19 protein-coding genes and 2 pseudogenes are annotated in these 16613 nt (G+C 50.8%); 12 read left to right on the top strand and 9 right to left on the bottom strand.

All coding sequences use genetic code 11. The features are described 5' to 3' along the window. Positions 1–1045: 1045 nt before the first annotated feature. From AC5JLB_RS05195 to AC5JLB_RS05165, 7 genes and pseudogenes are all read right to left on the bottom strand, one after another. On the bottom strand, positions 1046–1813 hold the full coding sequence (locus AC5JLB_RS05195; protein WP_495872783.1) for a phosphate ABC transporter ATP-binding protein: 768 nt from the start codon (positions 1811–1813) through the stop codon (positions 1046–1048). 2 nt (positions 1814–1815) lie between these two features. Then, positions 1816–2688 carry a phosphate ABC transporter permease PstA gene (gene pstA, locus AC5JLB_RS05190; protein WP_495872782.1) on the bottom strand — a complete coding sequence of 291 codons (873 nt, stop codon included), beginning with the start codon at positions 2686–2688 and terminating at the stop codon, positions 1816–1818. Positions 2689–2692: 4 nt separating this feature from the next. Continuing rightward, a complete protein-coding gene (pstC, locus tag AC5JLB_RS05185; RefSeq protein ID WP_495872781.1) occupies positions 2693–3565 on the bottom strand; it encodes a phosphate ABC transporter permease subunit PstC in 873 nt (290 codons plus the stop codon). Continuing rightward, positions 3528–4376: a phosphate ABC transporter substrate-binding protein gene (locus tag AC5JLB_RS05180; RefSeq protein ID WP_495872780.1), complete on the bottom strand. Its 849-nt coding sequence runs from the start codon at positions 4374–4376 to the stop codon at positions 3528–3530. Before AC5JLB_RS05180 ends, pstC begins: the two co-directional genes overlap by 38 nt. 25 nt (positions 4377–4401) lie before the next feature. Next, positions 4402–4707 carry an ArsR/SmtB family transcription factor gene (locus AC5JLB_RS05175; RefSeq protein ID WP_495872779.1) on the bottom strand — a complete coding sequence of 102 codons (306 nt, stop codon included), beginning with the start codon at positions 4705–4707 and terminating at the stop codon, positions 4402–4404. 245 nt (positions 4708–4952) lie between these two features. Then, a pseudogene (locus tag AC5JLB_RS05170) lies at positions 4953–5159 on the bottom strand (DDE-type integrase/transposase/recombinase); the annotation flags it as partial. 459 nt (positions 5160–5618) lie between these two features. Then, the gene (locus AC5JLB_RS05165; RefSeq protein ID WP_495872778.1) at positions 5619–5741 is read right to left on the bottom strand and encodes a hypothetical protein; all 123 of its coding nucleotides are present in this window, start codon (positions 5739–5741) and stop codon (positions 5619–5621) included. 14 nt (positions 5742–5755) lie between these two features. Here AC5JLB_RS05165 and AC5JLB_RS05160 point away from each other — a divergent pair, with 14 nt between their 5' ends. Together AC5JLB_RS05160 and AC5JLB_RS05155 are read left to right on the top strand one after the other, a co-directional pair. Then, the gene (locus AC5JLB_RS05160; protein ID WP_495872777.1) at positions 5756–6184 is read left to right on the top strand and encodes a peptidoglycan-binding domain-containing protein; all 429 of its coding nucleotides are present in this window, start codon (positions 5756–5758) and stop codon (positions 6182–6184) included. 150 nt (positions 6185–6334) lie between these two features. Further along, a complete protein-coding gene (locus AC5JLB_RS05155; RefSeq protein WP_495872776.1) occupies positions 6335–6814 on the top strand; it encodes a peptidoglycan-binding domain-containing protein in 480 nt (159 codons plus the stop codon). 337 nt (positions 6815–7151) lie between these two features. Here the strand turns inward: AC5JLB_RS05155 and AC5JLB_RS05150 are convergent, their stop codons facing one another. Beyond that, entirely contained in the window at positions 7152–8135 is a 984-nt protein-coding gene (locus AC5JLB_RS05150) for an AraC family transcriptional regulator (RefSeq protein WP_495872775.1), read from the bottom strand. Positions 8136–8488: 353 nt separating this feature from the next. Here AC5JLB_RS05150 and AC5JLB_RS05145 point away from each other — a divergent pair, with 353 nt between their 5' ends. Continuing rightward, a complete protein-coding gene (locus AC5JLB_RS05145; protein WP_495872774.1) occupies positions 8489–8989 on the top strand; it encodes a (R)-mandelonitrile lyase in 501 nt (166 codons plus the stop codon). A 36-nt stretch (positions 8990–9025) separates the two neighbouring features. Here the strand turns inward: AC5JLB_RS05145 and AC5JLB_RS05140 are convergent, their stop codons facing one another. Then, complete coding sequence (locus tag AC5JLB_RS05140; RefSeq protein WP_495872773.1) at positions 9026–9187, bottom strand: hypothetical protein; 162 nt, start codon at positions 9185–9187, stop codon at positions 9026–9028. Between the two features lie 19 nt (positions 9188–9206). On the opposite strand from AC5JLB_RS05140, the gene AC5JLB_RS05135 reads away from it, so the two are divergent. The 9 genes and pseudogenes from AC5JLB_RS05135 (at position 9207) to AC5JLB_RS05095 (ending at position 16419) form a co-directional block, all read left to right on the top strand. Beyond that, the gene (locus AC5JLB_RS05135) at positions 9207–9527 is read left to right on the top strand and encodes a cyclophilin-like fold protein (protein ID WP_495872772.1); all 321 of its coding nucleotides are present in this window, start codon (positions 9207–9209) and stop codon (positions 9525–9527) included. A gap of 75 nt (positions 9528–9602) precedes the next feature. Continuing rightward, positions 9603–10694, top strand: coding sequence for an alpha/beta hydrolase (locus tag AC5JLB_RS05130; protein ID WP_495872771.1), 1092 nt, complete (start codon positions 9603–9605; stop codon positions 10692–10694). Between the two features lie 44 nt (positions 10695–10738). After that, positions 10739–11515, top strand: coding sequence for an SDR family oxidoreductase (locus tag AC5JLB_RS05125; RefSeq protein ID WP_495872770.1), 777 nt, complete (start codon positions 10739–10741; stop codon positions 11513–11515). A 153-nt stretch (positions 11516–11668) separates the two neighbouring features. After that, positions 11669–12730: an NAD(P)-dependent alcohol dehydrogenase gene (locus tag AC5JLB_RS05120; protein ID WP_495872769.1), complete on the top strand. Its 1062-nt coding sequence runs from the start codon at positions 11669–11671 to the stop codon at positions 12728–12730. Between the two features lie 30 nt (positions 12731–12760). Continuing rightward, positions 12761–13756, top strand: coding sequence for an aldo/keto reductase (locus AC5JLB_RS05115; protein WP_495872768.1), 996 nt, complete (start codon positions 12761–12763; stop codon positions 13754–13756). 40 nt (positions 13757–13796) lie between these two features. Continuing rightward, positions 13797–14535 (top strand): annotated as a pseudogene (locus AC5JLB_RS05110) (cation:proton antiporter). After that, positions 14532–15386, top strand: a complete 855-nt coding sequence (locus tag AC5JLB_RS05105) for a cation:proton antiporter domain-containing protein (protein WP_495872784.1) — start codon at positions 14532–14534, stop codon at positions 15384–15386. Before AC5JLB_RS05110 ends, AC5JLB_RS05105 begins: the two are co-directional and overlap by 4 nt. A gap of 6 nt (positions 15387–15392) precedes the next feature. Next, positions 15393–15566, top strand: coding sequence for a hypothetical protein (locus AC5JLB_RS05100; protein ID WP_495872767.1), 174 nt, complete (start codon positions 15393–15395; stop codon positions 15564–15566). A gap of 151 nt (positions 15567–15717) precedes the next feature. Further along, a complete protein-coding gene (locus AC5JLB_RS05095) occupies positions 15718–16419 on the top strand; it encodes a hypothetical protein (protein WP_495872766.1) in 702 nt (233 codons plus the stop codon). Positions 16420–16613: the final 194 nt, after the last annotated feature.

The raw sequence follows: 16613 nt of genomic DNA, 5'->3' as shown, positions 1-16613 counted from the left end.
TGGGAGGGTTGCCTCCTGTCAAAATAGCGCATCGCCAGGGTGTTATTACGCATAAACTGAGAAGCGTCGAAAGCACTTGAGAGGTGTCTTCGGCGCTTCTCAGTGTGGGGCAAAACTCGTCAACTATATCTAGGTCAGTAGTACAGGGTCTATTTTGAGGTAGTTTTAACGACTGGAACCCTCATTCTCCTGTTGCACTTCTGTCCCGCAAGGCAGAAGTGCTGTTCTGGAACAACCTTTATCAAATTGTTAGACGACGGCTATTTTTGGGCCTCGCGACAACTAGAACATTTGCTCAAACCTATGCAGAGTGCTTCGATCGCTTCTACGTATAGCTGTCGCGATCGTAAATTGTAGCGGTCGTCTAATAGCAAATTTTTCAGAACTCAATCTAGGTGTAGCTCTCTAGTCCATCTTGCACTTTTTTGCCCCTATGTCGGCTCAACCCCTTGAGGGTGCAATTTCACTGAACTCTTGGTCGCTCAATTGACACGCCTCTAACTCGCACCATAATACAGCCGTGTTACAAACTTTGGACTAATGGCGGATTGATGCGTATACTACAACCGCCCTCAAAGCCGCATTCTTTCGTTCAGTCCAGCTTAGAAATTCAGTCCAATGCAAAATGGCTCAATCCCAGACTGGGAGGGGAACTGAGCCATTTTTATAGTGTTGGGATTTCTGCGGTAAGCGCAGAATTTCTGAGGTATTAGCACAGATTATTGGTCAGCTTTTTACAGAAGCTGTGTAATTGTCAGAAGCTGTGTAATTCTCAGTCCGCTGCTTTTAGGATGACACCCATTAATTTCCAACCTGGCATGACGACATCAATTCCACACCAAATGCTAGGTTGACTTAAATCTAAAGCTCTGCACACTAGAGCTTCTCAGCCTTTACTTCTAATTAGATCTCAGTCTTGAAGTTGTTTTTGGTCCGAAAGCTACGGGAACGCCATCTTGCCGCTGAGAGGCAAATTCATCCCCTCTTTCCTCACAACAACTAAATACGGCTGAATTTACCATCCTTGTGTCTTGGCTATAATGCTTCAGCCCCTTGCTCCTGTCACGTAAGCCCTTGTAAGCGGGTGTTGCGGTGCATTAAACAGTCGATCCGCAGAACCAACTTCAATCAGGTGTCCGGCTTCCTCCTGCACCCAAAACAAAGCAACTTGATCAGCGATTCGCTTTGCTTGTGCCAAATTATGCGTTACCACAAGCAGCGTGAATTTCCCGCGCAGATTGATAATTAATCGTTCCACCACTTCACTAGACAGTGGATCAAGCGCGGAACACGGTTCATCCATCAACAGCACTTGGGGATTGAGGGCTAAAGCTCTAGCAAGACAAAGACGCTGCTGCTGACCACCCGATAGAGAAAGGGCAGGTGCTTTCAGCCGATCTTTCACTTCACTCCATAGCCCCACATCCTTCAAACTCATCTCGACAATGCGATCGATCTCGTCTCGCTGCCGAATGCCATGCTCCTGTAGCGGAAATTCAAGGTTCCGCATAATTGATAAAGGAAAGGGATTCGGCTTTTGGAACAACATGCCAACTCGCCGCCGCACATCGAGAACATCTAGGGTTTGAAGATTCTGTTTGTCGAGCAGAATCTTGCCGGATATCTGAGCTTTAGGCATCAATTCCACTAATCGATTCAAGCAATAGAGAAAACTCGTTTTGCCACAACCGGAAGGACCAATGATTGCTGTAATGCTGCCAGGTGAGATCGAGAGCGTGACATCTTCAAAAGCAGGCTTGTTGCCGTAGTGCAGACTCAATTGCTCAATGTGCAGGGAAGGGGGGTAGGACATGATTAGACCACGAGAATGCGAGACTTGCGAAACCGTTCTGCTAGCCAAGAAACAGTGCTATTAATCATCACCAAAGTTGTGACTAAAATGAGTGCCGAACCGTAGGCGTTTGATTCTCCACCCGAAATATTCATGGCTAAATCGAAAATATGCACCGATAGCGCTCTTCCCGAATCCCAGATCGACTCCGGCATTCGATCGACATAGCCACTCGTGAAGATGAGCGCTGCCGTTTCTGAGATCGCTCGTCCGATCCCCAGTAATAACCCCACCATCAATCCAGGCATGGCGGCAGGGAGCAAGAGTTCCCAGAGGGTTGCTGTGCGCGTGATTCCTAAAGCTGCCGCAGAGCGACGGTAATCCTCTGGGACTGCTCGGAGTCCTTCCTGAGTCGAACGAATCAGAATCGGCAACACCATGCAAGCCAGCGTTAATCCGCCGGAGAGAATCGAAAATCCGAAACCCAGCGTCTTGCAGAAAAAAGCATTGCCAAACAATCCAAAGACGATCGAAGGCACGCCCGCTAACGTATCTAGACTCAAGCGGACAAAGCGACCCAGCCAGCTTTCATTGGCAGTAAACTCTGCTAACAGGATCGCAGTGCCAACGCCCAGCGGAATCGAAACCGCCATGCAAACCCCCACAATCAATCCTGTGGAAACCAAGATGGGCGCAATCCCGCCTTCTCGCCCTGCATTTAACGGTTCCGTGGTGAGAAAATTCCAGGACACTTGTCCGATTCCATGCCAAAAAATGTCTGCGAGTAGCCAGAATAGAGTGCCGCTGACCAGTACAACCACTGCCCAAATTCCTAGAGTCGCAATCCCTTCTGAACTCCGAAAAGGCAAAGCGCGAAAGGCTTGAGGGGTGGTCATTTTTCTAGTCATATAAATGCCCTCGATTCAGGACTTCAGCGATCGCGACAAGCATTCCAATTATCAGCATGAGCACGACTCCACTCACAAACAAAGCAGAACGATGCTGATCCACGGCGTATGCCATCTCTAATGCAATATTTGCGGTTAGAGTACGAACGGGATCAAACAAACTTTTAGGAACTTGAACGACGTTGCCAGAGACCATGAGAACTGCCATTGTTTCTCCGATCGCTCGTCCGGTTTCCAAAATGACACCTGTGATCAATCCAGCGCGGGCAGTGGGAAACACCACGTTTTGGATCATTGCCCACCGTCCCAGTCCTAGCGCTGCACAGCCTTTGAGATAGTCCGGGGAGACATTGGTAAAGCTAGCATCTGCAACTAGTGCGATCGTTGGCAAGATCATTAAACTGAGGATGAGCGTTCCCGCTAGCAGGCTCGGTCCCGGTGGATGCAGTCGTCCAATCAGAGGCACGAGTACCACTAAGCCCCAAAAGCCGTAAACAACCGAGGGAATCCCTGCCAGAAGTTCGATCAAGCGGCGATAGAATTGCGCGATTCTTGGTGGCGCATAGTATTGACAAAACACGGCAGACAAAATCCCTAGCGGCGTTGCAATCAGCACAGCGATTGTCATCACGAGCAGGGTCCCCACGAGCATTGGAGTGAGATTAAACTCATTGCTCGCGGGATGCCAAGAAGCATCAGTGAAGAAGCGAAACGCCCCAACTTGCTGAAGTACAGGAATCGCTTCCCACACTAGGAAAAACACAATCAGCAGCACAATCGCGCCAGAGACTAGCGCGATTGCTCGGAGTCCCCAAACCAAGGCGGCTTCACTGCGACGGTGGAACGAAGTATTGCTGTTGAACAATGTCTTTTACCTTCGGTGAACGAGCAAACTCGATAAATTCTTTCTGCAATCCGGTCGGAGCCGTCTTGGTGACAAGATTGAGCGGGCGTGAGATCGGAAATTTGCCATTAGCAACATTGTTGATCGACGCTTCAACGCCTTTAACGGGCAACAGTTTAATCGGAGTGCCGTGGGTCGTGCCGTATTCGGCTGACCCGATCGACACATAGCCAATCGCATTGGGATTCCCCGCTACGGTTTTAATCCCTTGCTCATTGTCTCCGATCACCACATCCGCTTGAATCGTTTTTGGCTCTAACTTGAAGTATTGTGCAAACAATTCCAGGGTAGAGCGTCCCTCTGCCTTATTCACTACCGTAATCGGTGCATCCTGTCCGTCGACCGCTCTCCAGTTCGTAATTTTTTTCGTGTAGATATCAACAATCTGCTGATCGCTCAATTGACGCACCGGATTGTCTTTGTGCAGAATCACAGAAACGCCATCGTTGGCAACGGTGAACGCTTGCAAATCTTTCTCGTTGTCCTTCAACGATCGAGACACCATGCCGATGTCTGCTGTCCCTTGACGAGCATCTGCAATCCCCCGTGAAGAACCACCAGACTGCACATCAATTCGGACACCCCGATGTTCTGCTTCATATCGTTTCGCAATTTCAGCCGTCAGGGGTGCAATAGTACTCGATCCGGTTAAGACGATCTTGCCTTGCGGTTGGTCTGTTGCCCCAGTCGAGTTAGAGGGCTTTGTACAGGAGTGGAGCGACAAGCAAGAGATCGCCAGGAATAAGGGAGTTAGAGTTCTTAGATAGGTCATTACTCAAAAAGAAGTATCAACAAGTTCATTCAAACAAGAGCAGACAGCAGCCTAAGTCAATGGCTCGATTCGCCTGGGCGGGTCGCAAATGAGCAGCGAGATCATATCGCACTGCTTTACCATCGCGAGTTGCAGTGACAAAGCCCTCTTGCCGCAGCACCTTCAGATGATGAGACAACAAGCTTTGCTCTAGTCCTAGAACCGCATTCATGTCCTGAACATGCAGCGATCGCTCCATCAGCATTTGCAATACAGCTAGACGGGTTGAGTCCGCTAGAATTTTCAACTTGCGGGCACAATCGAACTGAAGGATAAGTTGAGAAGAACTCATGATGGATAATTCTCTGGCTGCGCTGCAATCATGAATAGAATGAACATTCATATGAACTCATCTTCATACTAACTCCGGTTCATTAGAAGTTTATTAACTTTTTCTTAACCAATTCAAAGATCAAACTAAAGCTGGGATACTTACCTTCCGCTTGTTCACGACTAGGAGGGTTGTGTCGCAAAGACTTTAAAGCAACAAACGAATTGGTCTCGTTTGTGTTGCTTTAAGCACTCACTCCGAAGAGTTCATTGATGAATCTTGTTCAGATACACTGTCCCCTGGTTGATACCTTTCACTTGTCCTTTGCGAATCATCGCCATTGCCTCAATCCCACCCAATGTTCTTCTTGCACTGTTGAACGATTGAAATCCCATCATCGGTTTCACAATCCGTTTCACGTTCCGATGGTCTTGCTCAATCAGGTTGTTCAAATATTTGCGCTGCCGCAATTCGGTTTGGGCCTTCATGGCGTTAGTGCAGACCTACGAAAGTGCCTTGTGAATCCGAAAGGTTGTCTGCCGCCGCACAACGCCAAAGTTGTATCGCTGAATTCACTCTTTTAAATCTTGGTTAACTGCCGCACCCCGCAGAAGTTCTGGGATGCAAAAATACTGGAATCGCCGCAAATTTGAGTGCGGCATTTTTTGCTTGATCCGAACTTCTGCGGCGATCTGCAGTGAACCAGGATTTAAAGAGGGAATGGAGCGCTAACAACCTAGCCCACCGGACGCAGATAACGTTTGCACACTCAACCCACCCGCTTCCGTAGTTCCAGTGCCGCCATGGGTTAACTGGCGGCAGCCCTGAGGCAGGGTCGCCCTCCACCCCGACCCGGACGAAGTCGCTCCCCAGTCTGACCATTCCTGAACGGCTCAACCTTAACCCAGTCCATAACTTTCCTCAACTTACCCTCATCGACGCACTTGGGGCAGGGGCAATAGAGTGAGGATGTCGAGAAACACAGCAGGACTCACCGAAAGCGAAAGCAATCCAGAAGCCTGCACCGCTAAGACCCATCCTGATTCACCCCTCATCTAGGAGTCCGACCATGCAATACAGCAACGCCCAGTTCCGCAGCATTCTTCAAGGCTTTGGTTTCCTCTATCCGCCTGAAGGAGAACTCACCTCGCCGATTTCTGACTCGAATGGTCCCCTCCTCGATTGGGTGACGATCGAGGCGATTAAAGAATTCCAAGCCTATTACAAACTGAAAGTCGATGGCATTGCCGGACCGCTTACCCTGGCTAAAGCAGAACAGGCGATGCGAGTTCTGCAAGACCACTTAAACCGAGTGATTAATGCCAACCTACCGATGAATCAGCCGTTCTATGGACCGAAAACGGTCGCTGCCGTCATCACCTTCCAGCAGCGCTATGGCTTCTCTCCTGCCAAGGGGTTTGCAAGATTGCCCGTGCGCCAGCGACTTTATGACCTGGTTCGCAGTCAAGGCGTTCGAGTTGAACCTGTTGGCTGTTAATCCATTAGTCGCGATGTCGGGAAAGCATAGCTCTGGTCCAGCACCACTTCATGGGTGCTGTCTCTGACCCAGATGCGTGCTTTCCCCCGTCCGCGCCTCGCTCACGTTTCTATTGTGTATTCCTGCTCTATTCATGAAGGAGAATCTATCATGGTGACCACGACTGTTTCCCTTTCCCTCAGCCAACCTTTGCTTCAGAAAGGATCGACTGGACCGGCCGTCCAACGCTTACAAGAACAGCTCAATTTCTACTTTGGGGCACGTAAGCAACTCGTTGTCGATGGCGTCTTTGGAACGCGCACCGAACAGGCTGTCAAAATTGTGCAATACCGCTACTTCTTAGTGCAGGATGGCATTGTGGGCACCCACACTCGGGCAGTGTTGTCTAACCGGGATCTGATCGAAAAGCCGCTGTTGCGTCGTGGCAGTACTGGTTCGCTCGTGGGACGAGTTCAGCAAGTGCTGCGCGATGCCAAGCTGTATTCAGGGGAGATCGATAGCAACTTTGGAGCCCTCACCGAACAAGCGGTGATGAACGTACAAGCGTTGGTGCGTCTGCCTCAGACGGGCATCATCGACCCAGAGACTTGGGCGGCTTTAGTTGAGAAAGCGGCGATGCTGAGCTTCTAACAGCAAGCCGATTGCCAAATTTCCGATGTTTGTCGTGCTTATCATCTAGCTTCCACGGGTGTGGGAGCTTTTGATTGTGGTGATCCACAAGACTTCAGTTCGCCTTCACTCGATGTCGTTAGGCTGAACGTTGCCTAATGGACCTCGATTCATCCTGGGTTCACTGTTGCACCCCGCAGAAGTTCTGGGATGCAAAAATACTGGAATCGCCGCAAATTTGAGTGCGGCAATTTTTGCTTGATCCAAGCTTCTGAGACGGGCGCAGATGGCACGCTCCACCAAATTGTCTCCACCCCGTTTTAGTAGTTTCTGGAGAGATTAAAACCTCTTGAGGAGATTATGTTGAACTAACAGTCTCCCTAGCTGACTCTCGCAGTCGCTCCACATCGCGCATGGGTGGTGCGCCAAAGTGCCGCTTGTATTCCCGGTTGAAGTGCGAGGCATCGTCGTACCCCACTTGGTAAGCAGCACTGCTAGCATCAAGGTTTTGCCCCAGCATCAGACGGCGAGCCTCCTGGAGTCGCAGTTGCTTCTGGAACTGCAACGGACTCATAGCCGTGACAGACTTGAAGTGATGGTGAAAGCCAGAGACACTCATGCCAAGCTCTCTCGCGATGTTTTCAATCCGAAGGGGCTGGTTAAAATCCTGACGCAGTCGATCAACCGCTCTGGCAATGTGGTGAGTGTAGCCACCCAGAACGGCAATCTGACGCAGCCGATTTCCTTGCTCTCCCATCAGGAGTCGATAAATGATTTCCCGTTTAATCAGAGGTGCGAGCACGTGTGCTTCCGCCGGGGAATCGAGCAACCTGACGAGCCGTACCACAGCATCCAACAGATTGGCATCCAGTCGACTCACGTCGATCGCTTTGACACTAGCACCCCGATGGGCTGAGGGGTAGCCTGCTTCCACCATAACTGAACCAACCAGAGTGGGGTCGAGATCGAGGCGAAGGCTCAGAAATGGTTTCTCTAGGGATGCTTCCAAAATTCGGCTGGCAATCGGCAGTTCGACCGTCCCCAGCAGATAGTGCATCGGGTCATATTGATAGCGATCGCTGCCTAAAAGCACTTCTTTGCTGCCCTGAGCAATCACACAGAAGGACGGAATCGAGACACTGTGCAAGCACTCTGAAGGGTAGGAAGTGCGATAGAAGAACAATCCTTTCAGCGGCTCGATCATGCCATCCTGACCAATCACCTGTGCAATTCGCTCTATCAGTTCCTCTCGGTTGGCTTGCGCCCGGTCTGTCTCACGCTTTGCGTGCGGGTCGTCCATCAATGCTCTACCAGACTTTTCGCTCGTTCTTGTAGCGTTCATTTCTTGTGCCTGTTCCAATTAATTTATGGACACATCAAGGTCTAGAAAGGGTTTGGCAGCTAAGCCTGTATAAGAATTTAGCGTGACTTGATGGAAGCTGGTGCAAGTTTGCAGAATTGTACAACCATTCTAGACAATCATCCTATTGCTTGCCTTTCAGGATGCCTAGAATGAGGTTAAAGCAATGAAAAACGATTCCAACGGCTTGTAATCGTCTGGACTTCTATCAAAGGGAATACACAGGTTGGTTGAAGCGATCGCTTCTCACGATCGCACGGGAAGCATCATCCAATCCACAGCGGGTCGCTGTGGTCAAGTTTTGCATGACGAAGCACAAACATGGAGGAACGAAAATGAAACGGCTCACGATACCTGTCATGGCATCCTTATTAGCTTTGGGGTTTGCACAGGCAGGTCATACTCAAGTTTCATCGGGCGATCGCCCACAGAACGTAGAAATCACGCGGAATGGTTCGCAGCCTTCCACTGAAGGATCAGCCGACTATTTCACAGGTTCTGTAAGCATCAATCCTCTTTTTCCGGTGCATGAGCCGTCACGCGCATCCGGCGCAAGTGTCGCCTTCGAGCCTGGTGCCCGCACCGCATGGCACACGCATCCTTTGGGGCAAACCCTGATTGTGACGGATGGAATTGGCTGGGTGCAGCAGTGGGGCGATCAACTTCAGGAAATTAGACCTGGTGATGTCGTCTGGATTCCATCCGGTGTGAAACACTGGCACGGAGCGACAGCAACGACAGCCATGACTCATATTGCCATTCAGGAGGCGCTCAAGGGCAGCCCTGTGGACTGGATGGAGCAGGTCAGCGACGAGCAGTATGAGGGGAGATCCTGATGCTTTTGAGATACCTTCCTGCTAGGGGAAAAACAGTCAGAAGCGAATGCTAATTTTGCTCCTCGCCGTGGCAATGTCTCTAAATTCCTCAGCTTGCCGTGCCAACAACAGTATCACCAACAGTGCCTCGTCAGAGATACCGTCAGAGACATCAACTGAACCATCAACCGAGCAGGCAAACAGGATGAAGATCAACATCAGGGTCAGAAACGAAGTTGTGACAGCTACGTTGATTGATAGTAAAACCACTCAGGATTTTATTTCCCTGCTGCCATTAACGCTGACGCTGAAAGACTACGCGAACACCGAAAAAGTTAGTGATTTACCAAGACGATTATCGACAGAAGATGCACCTCCGGGCAGTGATCCTTCAGTTGGAGATATCGCGTATTACGCGCCCTGGGGAAATTTGGCGATGTATTACAACGATTTTGGCTACTCAAACGGACTCGTCATCCTCGGAAAAATTGACGGTGACATCGAGGCATTGAATGCGCCTGGTTCTGTAGAAGTGACGATCGAGTTGCAATCGCAGTAAAGCGGAGACAGCAAGGAAGCGGCTTGCGACGATTAAACCGAAGTAAACCCGCTAGATAAACTCACAAAGAAATCCATGAAACACCATGTTTTAATACCAACCCTCTTAATGAGTGCAATCGGTGCAACAGCAGCATTTGCGATCGAACAAACACGCACTCCGCGTGAAGCTTCCCAAGCACCCGTGCAGCAGCCCAGTGTTGTTCAAGGGGCAGACAACTTTTATCAAAGTGATAAGGTGACCATGCAGAGAGTTACGTTCAAAAACCAATACAACACGCAGGTTGTTGGGAATCTCTTCATTCCTAAAGACTTGGATCAAAACACCAATCATCCGGCAATCATTGTCGGGCACCCAATGGGCGCAGTCAAAGAACAGAGCGCCAATCTGTATGCCAAAAAGCTGGCTGAGCAAGGATTTATTACCTTGTCCCTTGATTTATCCTTCTGGGGCGAGAGTGAAGGGCAGCCTCGCAACGTTGTTGCGCCGGACATTTATGCTGAGGATTTCAGTGCTGCGGTCGATTTTCTGGGCACTCAGTCATTTGTTGATAGAAACCGGATTGGCGTTCTTGGAATTTGCGGCAGCGGTAGCTTTGCTATCAGTGCCGCCAAGATCGACCCGCGCATGAAGGCGATCGCGACGGTCAGCATGTATGACATGGGTGCAGCCAGCCGTAATGGGCTGAGACGTTCTACGACCCTCGAACAGAGGAAGCAAGCGATTGCAGCGGCGGCTGAACAACGCTATATGGAGTTCACAGGCGGCGAGACTCAATACACAGGCGGAACTGTGCATGAACTGAATGAAAACTCCACCGCGATTGAGCGTGAGTTTTATGACTTCTACCGCACTCCCAGGGGCGAATACACCCCCGAAGGTTCGTCGCCGCAACTGACAACTCACCCGACGCTGACCAGCAACGTCAAATTTCTGAACTTCTACCCATTCAATGACATTGAGACGATTTCGCCCCGTCCCATGCTGTTCATCACAGGCGACAACGCCCATTCGAGGGAGTTCAGCGAAGATGCTTACAAGCGTGCAGCCGAACCAAAGGAACTCTACATCGTTCCAAATGCGGGACATGTCGATCTGTACGATCGGGTGAACCTGATCCCCTGGGACAAGCTTGCGTCCTTTTTCAATCAGCATCTCAGTCGGTAAGCGAGAAACTGTCAGTTTAATACAGGATTAATACAGGAGAAAATATGCTATCCAACTTGAATGGAAGTTTCACAGGAAAAGTTGCGTTTGTGACCGGAGCAGCAAGCGGTATTGGTCGCGAGGCGGCGCTGGCGTTTGCTCATGAAGGCGCTAAGGTCGTAGTTGCTGACATTTTAGAACAGAGTAATCAAGAAACGGTACACCTGATCGAAAATCAGGGCGGACAGGCGATTGCTGTCAAGTGCGACGTGACGCGCAGCGAGGACGTACAGGCGGCTTTGGACAGGACTATTGAGGCTTTTGGGCGGTTGGACTTCGCCTTTAATAACGCAGGCATCGAGCCGAGAAATCCGGCTCCGACTGCGGAATACGAGGAAGAGGAGTGGAATCGGATCATCGACATCAACCTGCGCGGCGTTTTCCTGTGCATGAAGCACGAAATCCCACTGATCCTTAAACAGGGAGGCGGTGCGATCGTCAACACCTCATCGGGCGCAGGAATCATCGGCATCAAGGGTAGCCCCGCGTACACTGCCGCGAAGCATGGCGTAATCGGTCTCACCAAGGCAGCCGCCCTCGACTACGCCGCACAGAACATCCACATCAACGCCGTCTGTCCCGGTTACATCGACACCCCAATGATGGGGCGCTTCACGGGCGGCACAGACGAAGGGCGATCGCAGGTGATTGCGGAGGAGCCGATTGGACGGATGGGCAAGCCTGAGGAGATTGCTGCGGCTGTCGTCTGGCTGTGCTCGGACGCGGCTGCCTTCATGGTTGGGCACGCCCTGGTCATGGATGGTGGTCAAACGGTGCAGTGATGTTCGTCGCCAACCCGATCGAACCCTAAACACACGGCAGCAAAGCATTATCGTCATTCAGGAAAGACTCGACGGCAAGCCAGTGGACTGACTGGAATAAGTCAGCGACGAACAATACCAAGCATCAAACGTAAACCAATAGGAGCACCATTCATGTACAACACGAAAGCCTATTCCGCAGCCAGCGCAACATCACCACTGGCATCCGACACGATCGCTCGGCGCGATCCAACCGAACACGACGTACAGATCGAAATTCTTTTCTGCGGCATCTGCCACTCTGACCTCCATTCGGTGCGGAACGAGTGGAGCGATTTCATGTCCACGACCTACCCGATCGTGCCTGGTCATGAAATCGTTGGTCGGGTCACTCAAGTCGGCTCGGCAGTGACCCGGTTCAAGTCCGGCGATCTAGTAGGAGTCGGCTGCATGGTCGATTCGGACGGGGTCTGTCCCCGTTGCAAAGCGGGTCTTGAGCAGTTTTGTCAAACTGTAATCTTCACCTACAACTCTCCAGATAAGCACGAGACCGCTCCGGTTACCTATGGTGGCTACTCGGATAGCATCGTCGTTGATCAACGCTTTGTGCTGCGCGTTCCCCCAAACCTCGATCTAGCTGGAGTTGCACCGCTCTTGTGTGCAGGTATCACGACTTATTCGCCACTCCGTCATTGGGGAGTTACCGAGGGTAAGAAAGTAGGCGTGGTTGGTCTGGGCGGATTGGGGCACATGGGCGTGAAGCTTGCTCATGCCTTTGGAGCGCATGTCGTCCTCTTCACCACCTCTCCTGACAAGACGGAAGATGCACTCCGCCTCGGTGCCGACGAAGTGGTTGTCTCCCGCAATGCTGACGAGATGCAGAAGCATGCTGGTAGCTTCGATTTCATCCTCGACACCGTCTCTGCCAAACATGATATTAATGCCTATCTCAACCTGCTCCGCCTGGATGGCAACATCACGCTGGTCGGTGCTCCCGAAAAGCCCCTGGATGTTGCAGCATTTAGCCTGATTATGGCACGCCGCAGCCTCTCCGGCTCCAGCATCGGCGGCATTCCGGAAACCCAGGAAATGCTCGACTTTTGCGGTGAACATAACATCACTGCCGATGTTGAAGTTATCCCTATTCAAAAAGTCAACGAAGCCTACGATCGCCTACTCAAGTCCGATGTGAAGTACCGCTTCGTGATTGATATGGCATCCCTTAAATCGGAATAACCAAGGTGAAACTTTGAAGGGGAAAGCAAAATGCAAACGCGCAAACTTGGAAACAGCAATTTAGAAGTCTCGGCGATCGGGCTGGGCTGCATGGGCATGAGCTTTAGCTACGGACCGTCTATGGACAAGCAGGAAGCAATTGCCCTAATCCGAGCGGCTGTCGATCGCGGTGTAACATTTTTCGATACCGCTGAAGTTTATGGTCCATTCACCAATGAAGAACTTGTGGGCGAAGCTCTCGCCCCTTTCCGCAACCAAGTAGCGATCGCCACCAAGTTTGGGTTCAAACCTGCTGCCAACGACGAATCGAGGTGGAGTGAGTTGGACAGCCGACCCGAACATATCAAAGAGGTTGTGGAGGGTTCGCTCAAGCGACTCAAGGTTGAGGCGATCGACTTGCTCTATCAACATCGCGTTGACCCAAACGTGCCGATCGAAGATGTGGCGGGCGCGGTGAAGGAACTGATCGAGGACGGCAAGGTGAAGCACTTTGGATTGTCTGAAGCAGGCGCACAAACGATTCGCCGCGCTCATGCCGTTCAACCTGTGACAGCGCTGCAAAGTGAATACTCGCTGTGGTGGAGGGAGCCTGAAGCCCAGATCTTACCAACACTCGAAGCACTCGGAATTGGCTTCGTTCCATTTAGCCCGCTGGGAAAGGGCTTCCTCACAGGCAAGATCACCGAAAACACGACGCTCGATCAGTCCGACTTCCGCAACACCATCCCTCGCTTTGTGCCAGAAGCTCGGAAAGCGAATCAAGCGCTGGTTGATTTGCTCAGTACGATCGCGCAACGAAAGCAGGCGACCCCGGCTCAGATCGCGCTTGCTTGGCTACTGGCTCAGAAACCTTGGATTGTACCGATTCCAGGCACCACAAAGCTGCATCGCCTAGAGGAAAACATTGAGGCAGTCTCGGTCGAACTCATGCCTGACGATCTGCGTGACATTAATGATGCTGCCTCAAGGATTGAGATACAAGGAGCAAGATACCCCGAAAAGATGGAGCAACTGATCGATCGCTAAGTGGGAAAATAGCTGTTCTTCACACTTCAACATTTACCTCATGCAAGGCATTTTCATCCAATATATTTGCCTCATCTTGATCATTCTTGGACTGGTCATGATCGCCAATAAGCTGCGGCTGGCTTACCCGATCGTGCTCGTATTAGGCGGACTTGCGCTGAGTTTCATCGCTCCGTTTTCAACTACCACCATCAACCCGGAACTGGTTTTCCTGATTTTTCTTCCACCTCTGCTTTATGAAGCGGCATGGCAAGTCTCGTGGAAAGAATTCTGGAAATGGCGAGGGCTAATCATTGGGTTTGCTTTTCCGATTGTCATCTTAACGTCATGCGTGATTGCGGTAGTCTCCAGCGCTGGGCTTCCTTCTGGGTGGCATTATCTCACCGCCGGATGCCGTTTCCGCAACGACGATCATGCGACAGGTCAACGTGCCAAAATCGCTGGTCAGCATTGTCGAAGGTGAAAGCTTGCTCAACGATGCCTCGTCGCTGATTGTGTTTCGCTTCGCATTGGCGGCAGTCCTCACCAGACAATTTCAATTTCAAGAGGCAGCCGTCAACTTCGTTTCCGTTATTTTCATCGGAATCCTGATCGGACTCGTTGTCGGATTGATTTTCTACACCATTCATCGTTTATTACCCACAACGCCCAGTATCGAAATCGTTTTATCACTGGTCACGCCTTACTGCATGTATTATTTTGCTGAACACTTTCATGTTTCGGGCGTGCTAGCGGTCGTCAGCGGTGGACTTCTGTTATCCAGCAAGCGCAATAGCTGAGTTACCAGAGTCGGCTTGGCGGGGCAAATGTATGGGCGAATCTGGTCTTTGTCTTGAACGGGTTGATTTTTCTGCTCATCGGACTCGAATTGCCGTTTGTCACTCGGCAGCTTGGCAACATTAGTTTAGGCAGTGCCGTTTGGTACGGATTGATCATCGCTTTCGTGCTGATTGTCACCCGGCTGCTTTGTACATTAGGAACTTCGGTTTTGATGAGATTCATGAGCCGTTTTATCCCGGTGTCAGACCCAAATCCGGGATGGAGAGGTCCGCTGATTTTCGGTTGGGCAGGAATGCGCGGTGTGGTATCGCTGGCATCTGCACTCTCCGTTCCGATCCTCACTCAAGCAGGACAGCCGTTTCCCTATCGTGACCTCATTCTCTTTATCACGTTTATCGTCATTCTAATGACCCTGGTGTTTCAAGGATTAACGCTACCCTGGCTGGTTCGCAAAGTAAATCTCAAGGATCGGTTCACCCTCATTCCTGAACAAAAGCAGGAAATCATTATTCAAAAGAAATTAGCGCAGGCTTCGCTTCGCTTTCTGGAAGAAAAACACAGCCCAGAGCGGGCACAAAACGAACACTTGGATAATTTGTTCTCGAAGCTTGAAACCGATTTGAGGTTTTTCGATCGCCAACTCGAAGAATCAAATTTCGTCTGGCGAAACTCATTACAAGGCTATCAATCCATTTACCTGGAAGTGCTGGAACAACGACGAAATCTATTGAACAAGATGAATCGCCGTGCCGAGTTTGACGAAGAGTTGATCAGGAAGTATCTCTTGTTGATCGACGTGGAAGAATTCAAAGTTCGGGAAATCGGTTTACAGGAATCCGACGCCGAGTAAGGAGAGATGAGCAACAACACTGAAGGAAAAGCGGTTATCATGGACGCGATCGTAGTGCTAAGTAGACAGCGCGGCGATCGCCTCCAATCATTAGCAGACGAGCTAAATAGCAGTGATGGTAAGGCACTTGCTGTAACGACAGATATTACCCACTGCGAGCATGCAGACTTGGACATTTAATACCAAGCTTTGGTTAACTGCCACACCCCGCAGAATTCCTCCTGTCGAGCATCGAAGCAATTTATCGACTTCTTCCGTAGCAACGCACAACACAAGCGTAGTCTCTTCAGGATTGATGAACTTTGAAGAGACACATCTAAAGGACTGAACTATGCAATTCCGTCATCTTCTCGCGATGAGCGCGCTATCGCTTGCCTTTCCGGCTGCCGCCTCAGCCGCTGTTTATACCACGACAACGGGACAAACTCGCTTCGTACTTGATCTCAGTCGCGCGAAACCGAGCGTGGAATACGTGAGTCGAATTCAAGGCAAAGATTGGATTGGATCAGCGAATGTGTCTGGCGTTCCAGTGCCCAATAGTGGTGTATCGCGCTATGGAGGAACGTTTCGAGATGTTCGCACAGGTCCCGGAGCCGAACAGGTTTGTACCGGCACGATCGACATTCTCGACAATCGCCCTGGGCAACGATTCTCAGTCACTTGGAAAATTACAGGCGGAAAATCTTGTCCCGTGATCGGTCAGACCGTTACGCTCAATTTAGTGGATGCCTTGCCCCGTCCAGATGCGCGTGGAGACTTTACCCCTGCGATCGTCGATCAGTGGAATGGTGGAACTCAATTTAGCACTTGGCGCGGGTGGCGAGCGGTGTCAGCGGATGGCTCTCTTAATTGTCGCGCCACACCCAATGGCGCACTTCGCCGCACCTACAAGACGGGAGATCCGATTACGGCGTTTCGCGATCGCTCTGGGCTGGCCATGACCACCTTCAGTGGTTCTCCCTGGCTGCGAACCTCGGATAACTGCTTTGTCCGCGCTAACTCTCGATTTATGCAGCCAACTAACTCGTTCTAATCTCTTCGCGGCAAGGCTTTTGAGGGTTTGGCAGTCCTCTAGGAGAGTTGAAGGTTCAGTCGGCTAGAAATCGATACGACAATGCCCTTCTTCCGCAGATCGCCTAACGCTTTGTATAAATCCCCTTCATCCAATTCCCTGCGTATTTTCACAACTTCGGGCTCTCCGCAGCTTTTGGTGATGGTTTGTCAGAA

The organism is Myxacorys chilensis, assembly GCF_059505265.1.
This window is presented reverse-complemented; position numbering and strand designations above follow the sequence as displayed.